Annotated in this window: 12 protein-coding genes; 6 read left to right on the top strand and 6 right to left on the bottom strand. The window is 49.1% G+C overall.

The window, feature by feature from the left end; all coding sequences use genetic code 11:
- Positions 1-14 precede the first annotated feature (14 nt).
- Positions 15-1,451, top strand: a complete 1,437-nt coding sequence (gene pdxR / locus GWR21_RS05645; RefSeq protein ID WP_162330795.1) for a MocR-like pyridoxine biosynthesis transcription factor PdxR — start codon at positions 15-17, stop codon at positions 1,449-1,451.
- A 196-nt stretch (positions 1,452-1,647) separates the two neighbouring features.
- A complete protein-coding gene (locus GWR21_RS05640; protein WP_162330794.1) occupies positions 1,648-2,097 on the top strand; it encodes a DUF4231 domain-containing protein in 450 nt (149 codons plus the stop codon).
- Between the two features lie 63 nt (positions 2,098-2,160).
- Here the strand turns inward: GWR21_RS05640 and GWR21_RS05635 are convergent, their stop codons facing one another.
- Positions 2,161-2,469 carry an Lrp/AsnC family transcriptional regulator gene (locus GWR21_RS05635; RefSeq protein ID WP_162330793.1) on the bottom strand — a complete coding sequence of 103 codons (309 nt, stop codon included), beginning with the start codon at positions 2,467-2,469 and terminating at the stop codon, positions 2,161-2,163.
- Between GWR21_RS05635 and GWR21_RS05630 the strand changes: the two genes are divergently transcribed.
- The 3 genes from GWR21_RS05630 to GWR21_RS05620 all read left to right on the top strand — a co-directional run bounded on the left by GWR21_RS05630 (position 2,464) and on the right by GWR21_RS05620 (position 7,163).
- Complete coding sequence (locus GWR21_RS05630; RefSeq protein ID WP_162330792.1) at positions 2,464-3,180, top strand: MFS transporter; 717 nt, start codon at positions 2,464-2,466, stop codon at positions 3,178-3,180. The two genes, GWR21_RS05635 and GWR21_RS05630, sit on opposite strands and share 6 nt — an antisense overlap.
- Positions 3,181-3,493: 313 nt before the next feature.
- Entirely contained in the window at positions 3,494-5,467 is a 1,974-nt protein-coding gene (locus GWR21_RS05625; RefSeq protein WP_162330791.1) for a thiamine pyrophosphate-binding protein, read from the top strand.
- A gap of 13 nt (positions 5,468-5,480) precedes the next feature.
- Complete coding sequence (locus GWR21_RS05620) at positions 5,481-7,163, top strand: flavin monoamine oxidase family protein (protein WP_162330790.1); 1,683 nt, start codon at positions 5,481-5,483, stop codon at positions 7,161-7,163.
- A 124-nt stretch (positions 7,164-7,287) separates the two neighbouring features.
- On the opposite strand, the gene GWR21_RS05615 is transcribed toward GWR21_RS05620, so the two are convergent.
- Positions 7,288-7,584, bottom strand: coding sequence for a hypothetical protein (locus tag GWR21_RS05615; RefSeq protein WP_162330789.1), 297 nt, complete (start codon positions 7,582-7,584; stop codon positions 7,288-7,290).
- Between the two features lie 154 nt (positions 7,585-7,738).
- The gene (locus GWR21_RS05610) at positions 7,739-12,619 is read right to left on the bottom strand and encodes a PKD domain-containing protein (RefSeq protein ID WP_162330788.1); all 4,881 of its coding nucleotides are present in this window, start codon (positions 12,617-12,619) and stop codon (positions 7,739-7,741) included.
- 379 nt (positions 12,620-12,998) lie between these two features.
- Between GWR21_RS05610 and GWR21_RS05605 the strand changes: the two genes are divergently transcribed.
- A complete protein-coding gene (locus GWR21_RS05605; RefSeq protein ID WP_162330787.1) occupies positions 12,999-13,919 on the top strand; it encodes an alpha/beta hydrolase in 921 nt (306 codons plus the stop codon).
- Here the strand turns inward: GWR21_RS05605 and GWR21_RS05600 are convergent, their stop codons facing one another.
- Genes GWR21_RS05600 through GWR21_RS05590 form a run of 3 tightly spaced genes read right to left on the bottom strand, consistent with a single transcriptional unit; the run spans position 13,920 to position 19,980 of the window.
- Entirely contained in the window at positions 13,920-15,233 is a 1,314-nt protein-coding gene (locus tag GWR21_RS05600) for a purple acid phosphatase family protein (RefSeq protein WP_162330786.1), read from the bottom strand. It lies immediately after the preceding gene.
- A gap of 8 nt (positions 15,234-15,241) precedes the next feature.
- Positions 15,242-16,711, bottom strand: a complete 1,470-nt coding sequence (locus tag GWR21_RS05595) for a SusD/RagB family nutrient-binding outer membrane lipoprotein (protein ID WP_162330785.1) — start codon at positions 16,709-16,711, stop codon at positions 15,242-15,244.
- A gap of 11 nt (positions 16,712-16,722) precedes the next feature.
- Positions 16,723-19,980 (bottom strand): SusC/RagA family TonB-linked outer membrane protein, encoded by a 3,258-nt coding sequence (locus GWR21_RS05590; protein WP_202929051.1) that lies wholly within the window; start codon positions 19,978-19,980, stop codon positions 16,723-16,725.
- Positions 19,981-20,094 lie beyond the last annotated feature (114 nt).

Genomic DNA, 20,094 nt, shown 5'->3' with positions numbered 1-20,094 from the left:
ATATAGTACAGATTATGTTAGATGTCATGTTACTGCAGATAGACCGGAGCGCTTCACCCGCTGTGTATGAGCAGCTGGCTAACGGTCTGATAAAGCTGATCAGGAATGGTGTGCTGAAGCCGGGTACGAAATTGCCGTCTATCCGCCAGATGGCAGCTGCATTAGATATACATCCCAGGACAGTTGTAGCCGCATATGAGGAGATGTCAGCGCAGGACTGGATTTACAGTAAGCCCCGTTCAGGCATGGTCGTTTCTGAGAACCTCCCTGATCTCAAACCACGTACCTTCCGGAGTACTTTACCTGCCGTTTTACAGAAGCCGGCAGCGAAAGAACAGGACCCGCACAGGAAGTATAAATATGTGATCAATGATGGATTCCCGGACCACCGTATTGCGCCAGTAGAGCAACTGCTGAAGCTACAGCGCCAGGCTTTTTATGATGATGATGCGGAACGTTATTCCATGTATACGGATGTCAGGGGAAGTGTACGGTTGCGTAATGTACTTTCCGGGCATTTAAGCAACTCCAGGGGCATTGTGATGACACCTGACATGCTGTTGCTGACCCGGGGCGCCCAGATGGCTATTTATGTGGCAGCTGCGGCGCTTATAAAACCGGGAGATGAGGTATTGGTAGGTGATCCTGGTTACAGGCTGGCCACTGCCGTATTTGAACAGCTGGGGGCACGCATCACCTATATTCCGGTTGATACTGAAGGAATAGATGTGGATCTGATCGAAAAGGCCTGTAGAAGAAAATTCCGGCTGTTGTATATTGTGCCACACCACCATCATCCAACAACGGTCACCCTAAGTGCCGCCAGGAGAATGAAGTTATTGTCATTGATCAGGAAGTATAAATTCTATACGATAGAGGATGACTATGATTATGAGTTTCATTATACCCATCGCCCTATATTACCGCTGGCCAGTGCAGAGCATGAGGGGCATGTATTGTACATTGGATCGATCACGAAGAACCTGGCCGCCTCTATGCGACTGGGTTACCTGGTGGCTGGCGATGCATTTATTCATCGTGCCGCTGCTATTAAGAAGCTGATGGACCTGCGTGGAGATCTGCTGTTTGAAGAGGCCTTAGCCGCTATGTTTGAAGATGGCACGATGCACCGGCATATCAGGAAGTCACTTAAACTGTATCAGGAGCGGCGCGATCTTTTTTGTGCGCTGCTGGAGAGGGAATTAGGGGAGTATATTTCATTTAAAGTGCCTGATGGCGGGATGGCTGTCTGGGTACAGTTCACCAGAAAGGTAAAGCTGTCTGTAATAGCAGAAAAGGCGGCCGCTGCCGGATTGAAAATGTCCGACGGCTCATCTTATGATGCGGCGGGTAAACAATTAAATGGACTGCGGATGGGGTTTGCGGCTATGAATGAGCGGGAGATGAAGAAAGTGGTGGCTATTCTCAGGAAGATATTAGAGAGCTCCTGACTGGCCTGCGATCCGACTGCCAGGAACAGCTATATTCTCAGGCAGCGCAGTGCTGTACAGCAATAGCAGGTAGTTGTCCGCTTTACCGGGCAGCTGCTTTTTATTCCGCTGATAGCTGGGAAACAGCCGAACGTTTATGGATGTTTTATTATCTTACAACACTGATTGAATGAAAATCAGGTATCACCAGTACACTATGAAAATTAAGGAGCTAGCCGATAACGATTTTTTATATCGGGATATTGAATCCAGAATAGATAGTATAAAGCGTAAGAAACTGACCTATACGACCTTATACCGGACTACGAAGGTGCTGACCATCATTGCCGGTGCTTCTATTACCGTTTTAACCGGCTGGAAAATAAGTGGTGGCAGTATACCCGGAAGCGATAATGTAGTATTGATCATTAGTGCGGTCGTTACGGTATTTGCAGCTGTGGAAGGGGTGTTCAATTTCAGGGATAAGGGCAGGAGCTATGATGCACTCTTATTTGATCTGCGGAGATTGCGTGACCGTATATGTTATGATTTTACAAAGGGAACAGAGCTGTACACGGCCAATAAGGATACCCATTTTGATGAATATCAGCGGATCCTGCAATCCCAGAAATCAATCATTGAAGAGTATGACGGGGGGGAGGACTAGCCTGTCATGTACTTGATGGTCAAAGGCAGCTTAGTAAAGGATGTTGTGCCGGTATTACTTTCGTTAAACGATCACATGCGTTTGCTTGACAACATCCATCACAAAGGTGCTCCTGGTCTGAATGATTATATCTATCGGGTTTAGTTTATTGATGAAAAAATGATGATAGGCTTCCATCGATGTGGTGACTATCTTCAGTGAATAGTCTAAATCGCCCGCTACTACATAACATTCCGTGACTTCTTCGAACGACAGGATCTTATTGACAAATACCTGAACATCCTCCCGGTTCTGCTTTTTGATAGTGACCTGGCATAATGCAATAATACCCTTGCCTACCTTCTTGGCGTTCAGCAAAGCGCCATATTGCATAATCACCCCTTCTTTCTCCATCCGCTGATAAGTGTACCATTGTTACTGGTAGTGATCATTGTCGCCAGCTTTGTACTGGATAAGGACGAACCTATTGTTCAGCGTAAATTCCCGGATATTCCGTCGGCGATCGCACTTGTCATATCCATTCTATGCCTCACCTGGGCAACGGAGTTGCTGATTGCCCCTGCAATGAATGCGACCAGGATCATCGGCGCACTGACAGTCATGGTGGCCGCAAATTTCTACCTGCGTAGACGACTGACCACACAACCTGCTCCACTACTTAACCTGCAACTGTTCACCATACCATCCGTACGCATGGGAAATACCCTGTTCGTGCTGCTGGGCGTATTGTTCGTTGGCTATCAGTTTATCATGAGTTACCTGCTGCAACAGCACGTCGGTTACGCTGCCGCGGCAGCCGGATTGATGATGATGCCTGCCAATATACTCGCCGTATTACTGGCCCGTCTGGTCCTTCCTCTACTGTCGAAGCGATGGCCTGTAAGAAAGATAGCCCTGGCCGGAGCGCTTTCTATGATACTGGGCGTGAGTTGTCTGATCATTGGGGTAGAGTGTCATAGTTTCTTTACCCTGCTGACCGGTGGTTTCTTTATTGCCGGTATCGGTATGATCACTTGTTATAATAGCTATTCTGTAATGGCAATGGAAGAAGTACCAGCGGACCAGTTAGAAGGGCTGTATTAAGACTCATTTAGTGTAGAACACACGACCTCTTTTTTATACATCCATCTGATACCAGTAAGTATATAGGTTTTTACCTAATTGATTAGAATCGTTAATATATAACCCCATCGTATAAGTAAACATATCTATCCTTATCTTCCATAAATTTTCTCTTTTTTTCGATCAACCATAAACAATCGGGTCTAACCCGCTGTTTACTACCTGGATTTCAGCCGGTTAATACCCTGTGAAATACCAAGTACCGTATTCATGAAACCAAAAAAGTATCCACGACAAGAAGCCTCTGAATAACCAAACTCCAAAACTCCCTTATATGGCAACACAACAAATGACTCAGGCTACGAGCCAGAGCAGCGACGCTGTGATCGAACATGCGTTCGGACAGGCTACCCGCTGGACCCGCGACTATGTATTCGATATCCTCAGGGACCTGGGTATCCATTACATTTTCGGCGTACCTGGAACCAATGAAATTCCTATTATTGATGGTACCTCTTACCCGGAAAATGAAGTACGCTATATAGAGTGTCTTCATGAGAACATTGCCATTGGCGCAGCAATGGGATCTGCCCGGATGACAGGCAAACCTGGTGTACTGGTCGTGCACGTTACACCTGGCATTGCCCATTGCATCGGCAACCTGTTCAATGCTTACCGTGCCCATGTCCCACTGGTGATCCTCTGTTGTCAGCAGCAGAATGAACTCGTGACCCAGGAGCCATTACTGGCATCCAATCTGGTAGACCTTGCCCGGCAGTACACCAAATGGGCGCACGAAGTGCGTACGCCCGATGAGATCCCGTTGGTACTGCAACGTGCGTTTAAAGAAGCCATGGCACCTCCTAATGGCCCTGTGTTCGTATCCATTCCATGGGATTTTACCATGGTGGCTATCGAGGATGAAGACAGGATTAAAGGCGTGACCCGTATATCTCCGCATTTCACCGGAGATGACGCGTCTATCAGACAGGCAGCCAGCATTCTTTCAGCAGCTAAAAACCCGGTGATTGTAGCTGGCGACGCTGTTGGTTATGCAGATGCCTGGAAGGAATTACAGGAACTGGCGGAGCTGCTGGGTGCCCCCGTCGTCTTACAGACCTTCAGCAGTCTGGCGAACTTCCCTAACGACGACTATCACTGGCAGGGCGAGTTGCCCGGTAGCCAGGCGGGTGTCCGGGGTGTGTTCGATGATCACGATGTCGCATTCCTGGTCGGATTTGGCGCTCAGGCGCAGCTGGCGGTATACAAGTATTCCGACGGCCCGTTATTCCCTCCTGAACTGAAACAGGTGTACCTGACCAACAATACCTGGGATATCGCGAAGAACTACTACGGAGAGGCGGCCGTCTTCGGTGATATTAAAGCAACACTGCCCATCCTGAACGGGTATGTCAAGCCCAATCCTCCGGTGGGCGCGGCCGCCAGGAATGAAGAGATGCGGGCATTGTCTGTGAAGAGAGCGGCAGACTGGGACGCCTATCTGCTGAAAGCGATGGAGCAGGAGGAGATCTGGTCTGTAGTGATCGCGAAAGCATTGAAAGAAGAAATTGAAGAAAGGGAACTGGTGGACAACTTTGTATATGTGCATGAAGCGGTATCTGATGGTGCTCCCTTTCAGTATTATCTGCCCTTCAATACCAACGGTGCTAAACCTGTCAGTTACTATTGTGTATCGGGAGGTTCTTTAGGCTGGTCAATGCCGGCATCCCTGGGTATCAAACTCGAAAATGCTTCGTCACAGGGAACAGGTACAAAGCTGGTGATCAATGCAGTGGGAGACGGTTCTTCACTGTTCTATCCGCAAACCTACTGGACTGCCGCACATGAGCAACTGCCTATCCTGTATATCATCACCAATAACCAGGAATATCATACCCTGCAACTGGGGCTGGAACAGGTAGTGGCCGCTTATGGCAGCGCACCAGGTTATGGCTGGAAACCCAAAACGGATAACCCGCCATACCTGCGTCTCGAAAGACCTAAATTCGACTTTGTATCACTGGCAAAAGCATTTGGCGGTGAGCATGGTGAAGTCGTAAAAACACCGGCGGAAGTAAAGGCGGCGGTTAAACGCGGTATTGAACATGTACTCACGCACAACACTTCTTTTATACTTGATATGAGAATAGCGGGCAGTACGCCGACAGCGCCATCCACATCTGACACCAGCTCAGCACAACACGCTCAGCAACCGGCAGTGAATTATGTACATCAGGCATCAATAAGAGAAAAGCTGCACGCTACCGGTAGCGGACACATTCCATCCAACGTTCCTTCATTCTTCTAAAACCATTATCTCTATGGCAAACAAACAGGTAGATATTGATATCGCCATCATTGGTGGCGGCGTTTCAGGCGTGTATAGTGCCTGGAAACTAAAGAGGAAATTTCCAGACCAGAAGATCGTCGTGTTCGAAGGCAGCGATCATATCGGCGGACGACTACTGTCTGTCAAACCACCTGAAATTCCCAACATGACCGCAGAACTGGGTGGTATGCGGATCCTCGAGACGACCCAACACCTGATCGTAAACCTGATCAAGGCCCTCAATGCGGAATTGCCGGATAATGAGAAGATCACTACCTATCCTTTTCCGGTAGATGAGCCACAGAATCTCGCGTATCTGCGGGGCGAATACCTGCGCCTGGTCGACTTTGTGACCAATCCCGGTAAAGTGCCGTATAATATGTCATTCCTGGAAAAAGGGAATGGCCCGGGCACTATCATTGTCAATGCGATTGAACAGATCGTACCCGGCATTACTAACCCCAATCTGTCAGAGGCTGACCGTCGTGTCATGACCCGCGATGCCTGGTTTGATGGTGTCCCCTTATACAAATGGGGTTTCTGGAATCTGTTGTACAGAGTGATCAGCAGTGAAGGCTATCAGTTCAGCATGGACGCTGGCGGTTACGACTCTACGCTGGTGAACTGGAATGCAAGCGATGCGATTCCATGGTATTTATCCGACTTTGGCATCTCTCCGGTGTACAAGGGTTTTACCAACGGTTTCCAGCAGGTACCTATTGCCCTGGCTGAACTGTTTAAAAAAGATCAGGGGGAAATCCGCCTGGAACAACAGCTGAAAAGCTTTGAATATATAGACGGACAGTTTACGCTTCACTTTGCCGATGGACAGGCTATTACTGCCGGAAAACTGATCCTGGCCATGCCACGTCGTGCCCTTGATCTGATCACCCCGGGTAGTGAACTGCTGAAACAGATCCAACACCTGATCACCAGTGTGACGCCAAGACCTCTGTTCAAACTGTTCACCACCTACGCAAGTCCATGGTGGAGAATAGCTGGTTATAACGGCCCTGATGGAAAATTCGTACCGGTGCAGTCTGGCCGTTCTGTAACCGACCTGCCGGTAAGACAAACATACTACTGGCCTAACAGCGATGGGTCACCCGCGGTAACGGGCAGAGCGATGTTGCTGGCCAGCTATGATGATGGTAATAATATCGGCTTCTGGGATGGTTTAAGACCGCAGCGCAGTGCCGCCTGGAGAGAAGGGCTGTCTCATTCAAAGATCACTGATCCATATATCGGGGATGACGATAACAAGGTAAATGGGAAGTCTGGTGCGCCTGCAGCAGGTAACCTGAACCAGACCTGGGATGAGTACAAGGCGCCCCGTCGTATGGTGAATGAAATAGCCCGTCAGCTGCAACAGATGCACGGACTGGATTATACGCCGCTGGTGAAAAGCGCTGCTTTCCGCGATTGGGGTGAAGATCCATATGGCGGTGGATGGAATAGCTGGAATATCGGTATTAAGAGCTGGGAAATACGGGACAAGATCACGAATCCGATCACCGGTACGCCATTGTACATCTGCGGAGAGGCCTATTCCGATGCGCAGGGATGGGTAGAAGGTGCTTTGCAGACGGCAGAGATCATGTTGGAGAAATTCGAACAGGGATCGGCAGCGGCTGTGAAGCAGACGAATAATGTGAGTCAGCTGCAGCCCAGCTGATAGCTGATGTATATAGCTTGTAACGGCAAAGCGGTTGTCAGACTGCTTTGCCGTTTTGTCTGGGGGCACATGCAATGGAGGAAATGGCTGTAGGAGGTATGGGGCGCATGTGAAATATTTTACCTCACTTTCCAAACTTCCTCGGAAAATAACTCACCGTCACCATAAAATACTGCTGAAGCACATTCCTCACCTCCTGTGTTACCGTATAACTATTCGAGTAGTTCGCGACACTTTTATTCTGCGCCAGTATATCGAGTGCTGATAGTTTGAGTTCAAGGTTTCGCTCTTTCATAAACCTGTAAGACGTACTGGCATTCCAGATCGTGAAACTCACTGCAGATGCCGCGGAGGATGAGAACCTGTTACTGGTGATATTACTGCTGAGATGCCATCTGGGATTTCTACACCTGGCGTACATGATTTGGCGTCCTGCGTACATTGTCCGGAATGGCTGTGATAATTCCCCTAACATTGCAGGAGTCATCACTATTAACAGGACCATGCCGGCAGGAGACAAAATAGCCTGTATCTCCACTAGATACAGGCTATTCACTATTGTTATGAGGTGCAGGTTACCTTACCACCGTCACGGTTCCCCTGAACATAAATGTTCCTCCATCCTCACATACCGTCTCTATCGCATACACATAAGTCCCTATTGGGGCTACCTGGCCTTTCCAGGTGCCATCCCATCCGGCACTGGCATTATTGATCGAAAAATGTGTCCTTTCAAATACCGGGCTACCCCATCTGTCGTATACCCGCATCCATACGACTTCTTTCACACCGCGACCTTTTGGATAGAACCACTCATTTGTACCATCCCTGTTAGGAGAGAAGGCATTCGGCAGTAATACAGCACTTTGGTCGCAGGTGACCTTCACTGCTACATCATCGCTGGCTTTACAGCCGTAGACATTTTCTGCCTCAACCACATAGGTAGTAGAGAGGTTTGGCATGGCTTCCGGATGTGCGCAGGTAGTACAGCTCAGGTAGTCCGCAGGACCCCAGTTCCATTTCACAATATCGGGGCTGCTCTTTCCTCCCAATATGACTGCTTTTCCTGCCATGGCTATCTGGTCAGGGCCCGCATTTACAAAGGGGGCAGGGTACACCTTCACTACCAGCGAAGTATCACGCTGGAAGCAGCCATCCGCATCATACCCGGTTACGGTATAAGTATAATTACCGGCAGCTGCGATGGTCACATTAGGATAGGGCGTATTCGCGGCATCCAGCCCCTGACCTTTCCAGCTGTAGTGATCCGCGCCAGAGGCCCAAAGCGGGAGGGGCTGTCCGATACAGATACCGGTGTCCGGAGTCGCCTGCATAGAGAACGGTTGCACTACGCGAACGCTGATATGATCGGTGTTGATACAGCCGTTGGCATCTGTTACAGTGACCTGGTAGTCTGTACTCTCGCCCGGTGTGGCAACTGGCGAAGCGACGGCAGGATCACTAAGACTGGTTGCGGGCGACCATTGATAGGTAGTACCACCGCCCGCACTCAATGTGGTGTTACTACCCAGGCATATTACATTGGCTTTTGCACTGGCGTTGATCACAGGTTTCGGTACAATATTAATAGGGTGGTAGGCCGTATCAGTACAGCCATCACTGCTGGTTACCGTAAGGCGTACATCTGTTAGACCAGGCTTGTTGTAGGTCTGGTCAGCAGGCTGGCGGCTATCGGCGCCACCACCATTACCAAAGATCCATTTCCAGGTCATTTCACGCGGAGCAGTAACATTGCCCGCAAAGGTCACCGGCACATCTACACAGGCTTTATCAGGCCCGGTGATGGATACGTCCGGTTTAGGATATACCGCTATCTTCCTGCTCACAGTCTGCACACAGCCATATGCCGTTGTGGTAGTGAGCGAGAAGTTGTATTCCTGCGGCTTATTCAGGTAGAATCTGGGAGTCGCAGTGTTGTCATTCTCCGCTGTTACGCCCGTGTCATATGTCCATTTGTAGGTGGCTTCTTTTTTCAGTTCATCGATGGAGAAGCTGTTGAATGCCGGTGTGAAAGATACCCAGCCCTCATCACATACAAATTGTTGTGACGGCGTCATATCCACCGATAATTTGTCTATTACGATAGGATCGTCGAGGAAGGCAGCGCCTTTACATCCGGTCTGATCAGACAGTATCAGGCGGGGCTTGTAGATACCCGGATGCTTGAAGGTATGTTTGATGGTAGAATCATTGGTTTCACTCACAATACCATCCGTAAAGTCCCATGCGAAATTAACTGCCGCAACTGCCGATACTTTAAACTCGATATCCTTTGTCATACAGCCGCCGGTAGAAGAGGCGGTGATCGTGCCGTAAGGCCCCTTTACGAGCACTTCCCGCTCATATTCATCCTCATTACCAGCTTCCCCTGTCACTTTCAGTTTCACTTTGTATTTACCGGCATAGGTATAGGTATGAGACGGATTACTGATAGTAGAAAAACTACCATCACCAAAATCCCAGTAGGAGCCTGTATGGTTGGCAGAGGTATTGAAGAACCGCGCAATGACTGGCGGACAACCACTATTGTTGACGAAGGCGGTGGTCACAGCAAAACCGGCGCTCACGGTAGATACCTTGATCTGTTTCTGCGCACTGTCTGAACAACCGTTACTATCTTTTACCAGCAGTTTTACATTGTATCTGCCTCTGACCGGATAGTTCTTCAGCGGACTGTATTCACCGGAAGTCGTGTGATCACCAAAGTCCCAGTAGTAGGTTGGTATTCCACCTGTCTCGGTGGTATAGTTAAAGAACTGTATATCACTGCCGGGAGGTATCAGTGACAGATTAGGTACAAAGTCCGCATTAGGACCATTTACCTGCACACTGGGCCCGGTGGCAATACTGGTACACCCTTCCTGATCAGTGACGGTCAGCTTCGGATAAAAGATGCCCGATTTACTATAGGTATGTTTGAACGGTGGCGTGTTCAATCCCTGTACAGGTGTACCATCACCAAAATCCCATGACCAGGTAGTGATCGGTTTGCCTTTAGATATATCTGTCTTATCCGTGAAGGTCAGCTCCGCACCCCGGCATTCCGGCCGCTCCGGTACAAGGAATTTAGCTACAGGTCCGTGTACATTTACCACCACCTTATTACTGGTGTCAGGGCATCCCTGCAGGTTATATGCAATGAACCCGATCGTATCCCTGCCTGGTTGCAGATGGGTGAACGTTGTATGTTTATAGTCTTTGATATTCCAGTTAGCAGGTGTGCCGTCTGATGACGCCCATACGTAAGACCAGACATTGCGTCCGTAAATATCCTGTATGTCGGTCACGCTGCTTTTTAGTGTATCACTACCACATAAGGTCGTTTTATCTGTCGTAATGGTGATGGGGGACGGGGCATATATCTGCACGTTCATAGAGTCAGTACTGGTGCAGCTGCCATCGGAAACAGTCAGCATTACTTTATAGGCCCCTGTTTTCGCATACAGGTGTTTGATGAGCTTCTTTTTAGTTGTGTAGGTCTCTTCGGTCCCATCGCCCCAGCTCCATTTCCAGCCGGTAGGATTACCGGTTGACCGGTCTTCAAAACGCGCTTCTGTCCGGTTGTTACAATCGACAGACTGCATCACAAAGCGAGGGAATGGATTGACTGCTGATATGTACGCGGTCTTTGTTATCTTCTCACTGCAACTGTGGTTTGACACGGTTAATGATACCGTGTAGGTACCCGCTTTACGGTAACTATGTACGGTATGTTGTCCGGAACCGGCGGTATTATCGCCGAAGTCCCATGCCCAGGCATTCCCTACATCGGTCGTGCCGTCAAAATGTACGGTGTTATTGCCACAGATCTGGGGTGCTTCGGGAGAGGAAAAGTCAGGTTTGGGTTTGGTGTAAACGTTGATTGCATTGTATGAATACAGATTGACCGTTCCGTTACAGCCATTCCTGGTAACATAGGTCAGTGTGACCGGGTAGGTCCCTTCCTTATCGTAGGTACGGGTGGGAGTGGCTTCAGTCGATTTCGGACCACCATCTCCCAGATCCCACTCGTAACGAATGATACTGTCGCCATTAGTGATGTAGCTGCTGAACGTAGTAGTCAGGCCTACACAGCCTTCCGGTAAACTGGCAAATGTATAGACCTCCGGTTTGGCCAGCACGACATATTGTTCGGTGGCAGCGGAGCAACCAGTGGTACTGTTAGCGGTGAGCACAATACCATACACACTCAGACTATCATAGGTCACAGTGGGGTTTTGTTCTGTAGATGTTTGTCCGTTACCGAAATTCCAGGTCCAGCTGTCAGACCCCTTTGATCGATTGATCAGCTTTACGGTGACAGGGGCATCACATATTGGTTTGATCTCCGTTTCAAAGGCGGGCTTTGGCGCTGCGATCACTGTCAGTTCCTTGGTTATTTTTTCCTGACATTGGCCGTAACCGGCTGTCATCGTTATCTTCACTTTACCGGTACCAGCGGGATAATAGGTAGCCGTAAGGCCATCACTGGTGATGCGGCCGGTATCTACGCTCCAGGTGATATCATCCGCTATGGGTGTATTTATTGCGGATAGTGTAGCGACACTGTTCTCACAGACTTTGGCTGGAAGCTGGAAGTCCGTCTTAAAGTTGGCCACGTTAATGTCCGCGGATGTTTTGGTATTTGTACAACCTTTATCACTGGTAACAGTGAGCCTGATGTTATAGATACCTTTCTTCATATAACTATGCTTGCCAGGGTTGATATCTGTTGCGGTGGCGCCATCGCCAAAGTCCCATTTATAAGAAAGATTCCCGGGCCCTTTACTGGTGTTGGTGATGCTTACTGCACCAGGAGCGGCGCAGATGAATTGCTCAGAAACATTGAAGTCAGGCAATAACGCGGCTGATACATTGATGATCTTGCTGATCTGTTTGGAAGCAGTACAACCGTTACTATTAGTAATCGTCAGTGTTACGGTAGGTGATATTGCATTGTTGTAGGTGTGTACAGGATTAGGCCCTGAACCAATGGCGCCGTCTCCGAAGTCCCAGGTGTAGGTGGTAATGGAACCGTCCACCGGGTCAGATCTGTCCGTAAACGTGACGGGAAGCGGCATACAGCCTGTCGCAGGGCCAGCCGTGAAATCTGGTTTGGGCTTCTCCCATACGGTGACAGTCTTGCTGATGCTACTGGTAGCACCGGCTGCATCTTTCACCGTCAGCAAGACCTTATATACGCCGGGAGCTGTATAGGCAGCACTCGGTCGTTGCTCTGCTGAGGTATAACCGTTACCGAAATCCCAGTGCCACGAGGTGGGATTACCAGTTGAGTTGTCAATGAATGTTGTGATCAGGCTTTCGCAATCACTTGTCTTACTTGGTGTGAAATCGGCTTTTAATTGTCCATAGGCTCTATGGGTAGTTAAAAGCAGGCTCCAAAGTACAGCGCACGTGAAGGCATAACCTAAAGTTGCCTTGGTTTTTGAGGACATAGCATATGGTTCGACCCCGAAAGTAACGCAATTCTCAATGCTGGATTATAGCATACAAGTGTTACATTACTAATGAGTTATGCGTACATGCCTAACGGTAGAGTGTGCTGTATAAGACAGTGGATTGAATATGTGTTGCAAAGAGATGAACTTAAAATTATATGCTATTTATTTATTAGAGATAGAATGCTAAACTTTTTTCGTTTTTATTGAAAATTGACAGTATTAATTACTCAATATAGCTGATCGCATACTGATGGATGCGGTATTGCCCCCGGAATGCGGTGGTAATGACCAGTGAATTGGTGCCAGCTGGTCAATAAATACTATAATAACTCAACGGCATGCCCTATCTTTCTCTCGAAGAAAAATATTCCACATGAAAATATGTATCATCAGCCTGATAGTAATGACGGCAATTTCCACTGTTACAAAAGCACAGCAGTTCATGCCACTGTATCCGGACAGTATTGTCAACAGCCGCAACGCGCCTGACAATGAGGTCAAACGTGAACAGAACGGCAGTATCTCCTTTGAAAAAGTATCCGTTCCGATGGTACAGTTATTTCGTGCACCAGCGGAGAAGGCGAACGGTGCTGCTATGGTGGTATGTCCGGGTGGCGGCTACAGTGGACTGGCTTACACCCACGAGGGTATCAATTTTGCAAGAAGGCTCAATGAACTGGGTATCACTGTCCTGGTACTCAAATATAGAATGCCTGACGACGCTACTATGTGGGACCGCAATATAGGCCCACTACAGGATGCGCAACAGGCTATCCGGCTGCTACGTCAGCATGCGGCGGAATGGCATGTAGATACTAACAGGGTCGGACTAATGGGATCTTCCGCGGGTGGACACCTGGCTGCTACGGCCGGTACGCATTTTGGTCAGTCTTACATCCCTAACAAGGAAAATATTAATCTGCGTCCCGATTTTCTGGTGCTAGTATATCCTGTCATTAGTATGGAAGACAGCCTGACACATATGGGGTCAAAGAAAAATCTGATCGGGGCAGATGCCTCTCCTGAAAAAGTAAGGGCCTTCAGCAATGAGCTGCACGTAACAAAGACAACACCGCCTGCATTCCTGGTACATGCTACAGATGATAAGGCAGTGGTAGTAGGAAACAGTATCGCCTTTTACACCGCACTGGTAAAACAGCAGGTCCCGGCGGAACTGCACGTCTACCAGCGCGGTGGTCATGGCTTTGGGATGCGTACGAGTAATCCGGATGAACATTGGTTTGATCGCCTGGAGAACTGGTTACGCGATAACGGATGGCTAAAAAATAAGTAATTATTTTCTTTTACCTTCTGTAAACCTGTTCGGCTTGTTGCGCCGCTTTTGCAGCGTAAACGAGTCGAACAGTGCGCCGGTAGCCAGGTGGGAATGAAAGGCCAGTGTGTCGTCTTCAATAGTGATCAGGTGATATAGCTGCAGATGCCCCGCTACTATGTCCGCCCATTCCATTTTCTCATGTTCATACATTTTTGATCCGCTTACTGACACTACATATGCGGTGCCATAAGGTGCTATCTGCTGCATGCCTCTGCCATATGCGTGATCATGTCCCTGTAGTACAATGTCCACTTTGTACTGATCAAATATTGGTTTGAAGTGCGTTCTCACTTTCTCATTATACCGGCCTTTTTTCGTAGAGAAGACCGGGTGGTGCATGGTGACTACGGTCCACTTGTTAGGATTCTTTGCCAGTGTATCTTCCAGCCATTTCTTTTGTGTATCTATCAGACTGTCTGATGTGGCCTCTTCCATCATCATCGTGTTCAATGAAATGAACCGCACACCCTGTATGTCTGCATAGAATACAGAACCTTCCAGCTGCTCATTGCCGGTACCATTGCCCGGCAGGGAGAACTGTTGTTTCCAGAACAGGGAGAGGTGTGGCTGTCCGTCCTCATGGGTATACTCGTGATTGCCCGGTGTCACCAGGGAAGGGATACTGCCATGGATGTAGCCACCTGCCTCAAACCATTGACCCCATTCGTCATCGTTGTTGGCACGGTTCACCAGGTCGCCGGCATGAATGATCACCTGTGCATCCGGCAATTGTGCATAAGCTTTTCTGATGACGCGGCTCCAGAAAGGGCGGATGCCTACCTGAGCGTCACCGAGATAGATAAAAGATGTTTTACGCGGTGTGGCAGCGGCTGTCTGGAACTGTAGCCACTCGCTCCACCCATTGTCGCTGCCAACTCTGTACGTATAAAGTGTGGACGGGTGCAACCCGGTGAGCGTGATCCGGTGATAAACCACATGCAATGTATCCAGTTTGAATGGCTCACTTTGTGCCGCGATACGTGTTGCATTTTTGACAAACTCAGGATGTGCATCAGCCGTTGCATATTCCAGGAACGTGCTGGTCACCCCGCTGCCTGTTCTCCAGTTGATAGTAGCACTCGTTGCAGGATCTTTTGTAATGGTCAGTATGATACGGTCAGGCAGGTCGGTCGCGGTATATCCTGTTGCCGGTAGTGCCGTGGTGGTCGCCGCGCCCCTGGCAAGGGTGGCTGCTCCCGCTAAGGGAAGCAGCGCGCCGGTCTGCAGGAACCGTGACAGGAATTTTCTTCTGGCAATTGTCTTTTTTTCCATCTGTCTGATTATTGCAGGTACCACATTTTTGTATTGATGTCATCTGCGCCGAATACTTTGATAGCGGCTTTGTAATTATCCAGGTTCACGTCCTGCTCTGATGTCGGCCAGGCGTATCTCACGGGGAAGGTTGGCTGGAATGCCATCGGACCCACCTTAAACGCCGGATAGCCGGTACGTCTGTAATCAAACCATCCTTCGGCGCCACGGAAGGTCATGGCGATCCATTTCTGCGTGATGAGCTGTTGCAATGTACCATCGTATTTCACGCTGGCCTGGTTGTAGTAGTCACGTTTGGCTGCTTCGCTGGTTAGCCCATAGTATTCCATTGAAGCGGCAATACCATTTTTATACATCGTCGCTGCATCACTCCCTGTCATGGTCACTTTCCCTTGCTGTACCGCTTCGGCAATGATGAAACACACTTCAGCATAGAGCATCAGGCTCGCTTTGAACGTAGCAGGTTTGTCTGTTCTGAAATAGGAGGAAAGGGTAGACTGGTGTGTTTCACCGCCGTTATAATCCGCCGGATTGGTATATGCATGCGGGATGCCGACATACAGGTTCTTGTCAATTGTCGCTCCTTCGCGGCTGCTGACAGGTGCAATCCATAATTCAAGTCTGGGGTCATTACGTTCGGTCAGTATATCTACCAGCTCTTTACTGGCCTTCGTCTTCAGAAAGTCATTGTCGATCATATTCAGCGGTCCGCCTGCCCAGCTATCATCTTTCTTCACACCCAGGTACGCTACTTCGGTATTGTCCGCATTGCTTTCCATGATGGGAAACTCGGCTTTGTTGTCCAGGATCTCCTGCATATCGGTAAAAGCGGCCGCATAATGTTTGGAGCAACGCAGCAGTAAGCGCAGGCGTAGAGAGTTCGCCAGTTTACGCCATTTCAGGGCATCGCCTTTGAACATGGCATCCGCAGAAGTATTCAATCCGTTACCGGCATTTTTCAGTTGTGTGTTGGCGTCTTTCAGGAGGGTCAGCAGACTTTTATAAATATCCTCCTGACGATCGTATGCAGGTTTGATATTACCGCTTTCTACCGACTGCAATGCTTTGGAATAGGGCACATCACCATAGAGGTCGGTGAGGTAGGCCATGTTGAATGCCAGCAGGACATTGCCTGCGGCTATATATGCCGGCTGACCGGTACCTTCGCCTTCCTGCTGCATGGTTTTGACGATCATTGCCCGCTGATAGATGTCGGACCAGTCAACCGATGTCCAGCGGAACAGTTCATAATCGTTATTCCGGATCAGGGTAATGTAGCGGCCAAGTGCGGCCGGCCTTCTGGCAAATCCATTCTCTGCATACGCATATGCGGTTTGCGTGATGGCTGCTGTAAGATGGTATTCCGGTCTTGTTTCTGCAGGACTGTTCGGATTACTATTGATCTCTTCGAAATCTTTAGTACAAGCTGTAAATGTGATCGCCGTAAGCAGGTAGTATAATATATTGGATCGTTTCATGGTGTCATTGATTAAAAGTTACAACTGAGTTTCGCGCCGTAAGAGCGGGTGCCCGGTAATGTCCAGTGCCCTACACCCTGGTAACGCTGGCTGGAAAGGCTCATCGTGATCTCCGGATCATAGCCATTCTTTGCAGCTGCCCAGGTATACAGGTTATTACCGATCAGTGACAGCGACAGGGTGCTCAGGAAGGGGATATGCTGCATCACGTTGCGGTTGAATACATAGGTGAGCGATACCTCTTTCAGCTTAACATAGGTAGCGGTATAGGTTTCGTTTTCGTAGTATTTCCAGTACTTGTTGTCATAATAGGTGGCGGCATCAATGATGACATCATTAGGTCTGTAGGTGCCATCACCATTCGCCAGTACACCTTCCATGATCATACCATCATGTCTTACAGTACCATTGGCATCTGTCCATGTCAGACCGCCATGTTCTGTATCACGTCCGCGGAGGGTGTTGGTCGTACGCCCATCCTGGATCAGGCTTTTCGCCACATAGGAGTAATAGGCGCCACCTTTACGCCAGTCTAACAGGAAATTTAAGCTGAGGTTCCTGTACCGGAAATTGTTATTGAAACCCATCGTAAAGTCAGGATTGTAGTTGCCGATCTTTACAAAGTCTGCATCCTGTTGTTGCAGGCCGTTGCTGTTCAGTAACGCCTGACCGGCATATGGTCCTTCTTTTACTTTCACCCAGCTCCTGGTGTAGAAGTCGCCCATCTTCGTACCTTCTCTGATCAGGTATTCGATATTGCTGCCATCTGTGCTGCCGAGCATATAGCTGGTAACAGCGGGTGTCAGTTCAATGACCTTGTTAACGTTGCGGGTAAAGTTAATATCAGACTTCCAGCTGAAGTCAGCGGTCTTTACAGGCACCAGGTTCAGTCCTGCTTCCCAGCCGCTGTTCTGGATATTACCAGCATTGATCAGCATCGTGCTGGCACCTGAAGCGATGGTGGTAGGGACCTGAATGATCTGGTTACGGTTGTTGGTTTTATACCAGGTGACATTGAATCCCAGACGGTCTTTGAAGAAGGCCGCATCGACACCAGCTTCATAGGAAGTGGCGATTTCAGGTTTCAGCAGACTGTTTTTCTGGTTGAAACTGATCGTCGCACGTTTCACACTGCCCCAGTCCGTATCGAAGGGCACGGTGTTATATAGCTGATAAGGGTCTGTGTCAGAACCTACCTGTGACCAGTTGGCACGCAGTTTCAGATAAGACAGTTGATCCCATTTCATGTCCAGCATGTCCGATACAACAGCGCTCAGGGATACCGACGGGTAGAAGTAGGAGTTATTCGCTTTAGGCAGTGTACTGCTCCAGTCATTACGTGCAGTAAGGTTCAGGAAGAGGTAGTTCTTATAGCTCACTTCACCGATAGCATACACACTATTGATGCGTTTCCGGCGATAGGACTGTGTATTTACCAATGCACCTGCCGCAGCATTGGAGAGGTTGTATACGCCGGGAAGGGTCAGGCTACCGGTTGACTGCTGATTGGACAGGGTTTCCTGGTCCATGCGGTTACCGCCCACAGCAACCGATACTTTGAAATCATTCTTTAATGATGGTTTGTAGGTCAGGAGGAAGTCGCTGTTCTGCTCCTTGAAATTGTCATTCTCTATTACATAGGCGCCCTTCGGATTACGTTTGGCACTGAATGGTCTGCGCTGATCTTCATTTAAGGCGTAATAATCGAGTCCGGTACGCAACATGAGGGTAAGGTCCGGTCTGATGTCAAAAGAGGCCTGTACGTTCCCTGTAATGCGGTTACGCTTATAACTGTTGGTTTCTTCATAGGCGATCAGGAATGGATTGTCATCTGTACTGTACGGATTATACTGTTGTAAGCCCTCTTTACCAGGTACCCAGTAGTTACGCAGGGCATTGATGTCTACGTTCGGAGTGAGTTTGTATACCTGCATGGTCACGCTTTCGGTATAGGCCGACGGACGGTTATGACTCCGGTTATTGGCGTAGGCCAGGTTGGTGCTCAGGTGAACAGATCTGTTCAGGTGGTAGGTACCGGAGAAAGTGAGGTTATCACGTTTCAGATCCGTGTTGGGAACGATACCTTTATTCTGCATGTTGCCATAAGAGAGCCGGAAGTTGCCGGCATCGGTGTTTTTGGATACAGCAATGTTGTTGGTGTAGGTCTGCCCGGTGCGGAAGAAGTCCTTTGCACGGTTGGGGTAGGCTACCCAGTCCAGTGGTACCGGATCTCCGTTTTCATCCAGCGGGCTGTTCCACTGTACCAGTTTACGGCCGGTATTCAGCTTGGGCCCCCAGGCGCCGGTGCTGATGGTGTTAACACTTTCTGTCATATCGCCGGAACCAAATTCGTTCTGAAAGTGCGGGAACATCCATGCCTTATTGTACATCGCGGTGGAGTTGAAGCTGACGCCCAGTCCTTTCTTAGCTGAACCAGACTTGGTCGTAATGAGGATCACGCCTGAACCGGCGCGGCTGCCATATAAGGCGGCAGCACTAGCCCCCTTCAGTACTGTAATGCTGGCAATATCATCAGCACTGATATCGCTGATCGGACTGCCATAGTCGATGGTCTGTTTACCATCAACCGCCTGTGCCGGATTCTGGATAGCAGGAGCCACCGGCACACCATCTACGACATATAATGGCTGGTTGTCCTTGCTGATGGATGATTGTCCGCGGATAGTCACCATTACACTTGATCCCGGATCAGCACCGGTACTCCGGATGCTCACGCCTGGTACACGGGCCGCCAGACTATTCAGCACGTTTGGCTGAGGAACATCGCTGACATCTTTTGAAGAAAGCTGTGCAACGGAATATCCCAGGTTGCGTTCATTCTTTTTGATACCTAACGCTGTTACGACCACCTCGCCCAGGGCTTTAGTTGACGGTTGGGGTAGTTCCGTAGCCGACGGTCCTGCTGGCGTTGAAGCAGGCTGTTTTGTGGGTGCCACGCTAAGGATCGCATAGTTGTTGAGGATCCGGCAATGGATGGACGCATCAGCTGACAACCAGTCAAGGGCCTCTTTCAGGGATGCAGCCGTTTTGCGGATGTGTACTGTACGGGAAAGCAGGGCATTTACATCTTCATCAAAGGTAAACTGCAGCTGCTGCTGACCTTTTACCTGCTGGATGAATTGCTGTACGGTGATCGTGCTGCCTTTGAAGGTGATCATCCGTTCGAGTGGCTGCTGTGCCAGGAGCCGGCTGCCGACCGTCAACAGGAAAAAGAGCATCAGTAAACGATGCGTTAAAAATGTTTTCATTACTTTACAGTTGATTTCATTGCAGGTGGTTCAAGCCTGCATACAGGTTTACTTGGCTGACAAACCAGTCAGTTGCGAAAGGCGCCCTGCTGCTACAGGGCGTTTTTATTTATT

Origin of the sequence: Chitinophaga agri (genome assembly GCF_010093065.1) — a bacterium.
Classification (GTDB): domain Bacteria; phylum Bacteroidota; class Bacteroidia; order Chitinophagales; family Chitinophagaceae; genus Chitinophaga; species Chitinophaga agri.
This window is presented reverse-complemented; position numbering and strand designations above follow the sequence as displayed.

What these genes read in the sequence shown, in the direction of transcription:
- GWR21_RS05605 (WP_162330787.1), top strand. Translation starts at nt 12,999, where the DNA reads ATGAAAATATGTATCATCAGCCTGATAGTAATGACGGCAATTTCCACT.
- GWR21_RS05635 (WP_162330793.1), bottom strand. Translation starts at nt 2,469, where the DNA reads ATGCAATATGGCGCTTTGCTGAACGCCAAGAAGGTAGGCAAGGGTATT.
- GWR21_RS05595 (WP_162330785.1), bottom strand. Translation starts at nt 16,711, where the DNA reads ATGAAACGATCCAATATATTATACTACCTGCTTACGGCGATCACATTT.
- GWR21_RS05615 (WP_162330789.1), bottom strand. Translation starts at nt 7,584, where the DNA reads ATGTACGCCAGGTGTAGAAATCCCAGATGGCATCTCAGCAGTAATATC.
- GWR21_RS05625 (WP_162330791.1), top strand. Translation starts at nt 3,494, where the DNA reads ATGGCAACACAACAAATGACTCAGGCTACGAGCCAGAGCAGCGACGCT.
- GWR21_RS05640 (WP_162330794.1), top strand. Translation starts at nt 1,648, where the DNA reads ATGAAAATTAAGGAGCTAGCCGATAACGATTTTTTATATCGGGATATT.
- GWR21_RS05610 (WP_162330788.1), bottom strand. Translation starts at nt 12,619, where the DNA reads ATGTCCTCAAAAACCAAGGCAACTTTAGGTTATGCCTTCACGTGCGCT.
- pdxR (WP_162330795.1), top strand. Translation starts at nt 15, where the DNA reads ATGTTAGATGTCATGTTACTGCAGATAGACCGGAGCGCTTCACCCGCT.
- GWR21_RS05590 (WP_202929051.1), bottom strand. Translation starts at nt 19,980, where the DNA reads ATGAAAACATTTTTAACGCATCGTTTACTGATGCTCTTTTTCCTGTTG.
- GWR21_RS05620 (WP_162330790.1), top strand. Translation starts at nt 5,481, where the DNA reads ATGGCAAACAAACAGGTAGATATTGATATCGCCATCATTGGTGGCGGC.
- GWR21_RS05600 (WP_162330786.1), bottom strand. Translation starts at nt 15,233, where the DNA reads ATGGAAAAAAAGACAATTGCCAGAAGAAAATTCCTGTCACGGTTCCTG.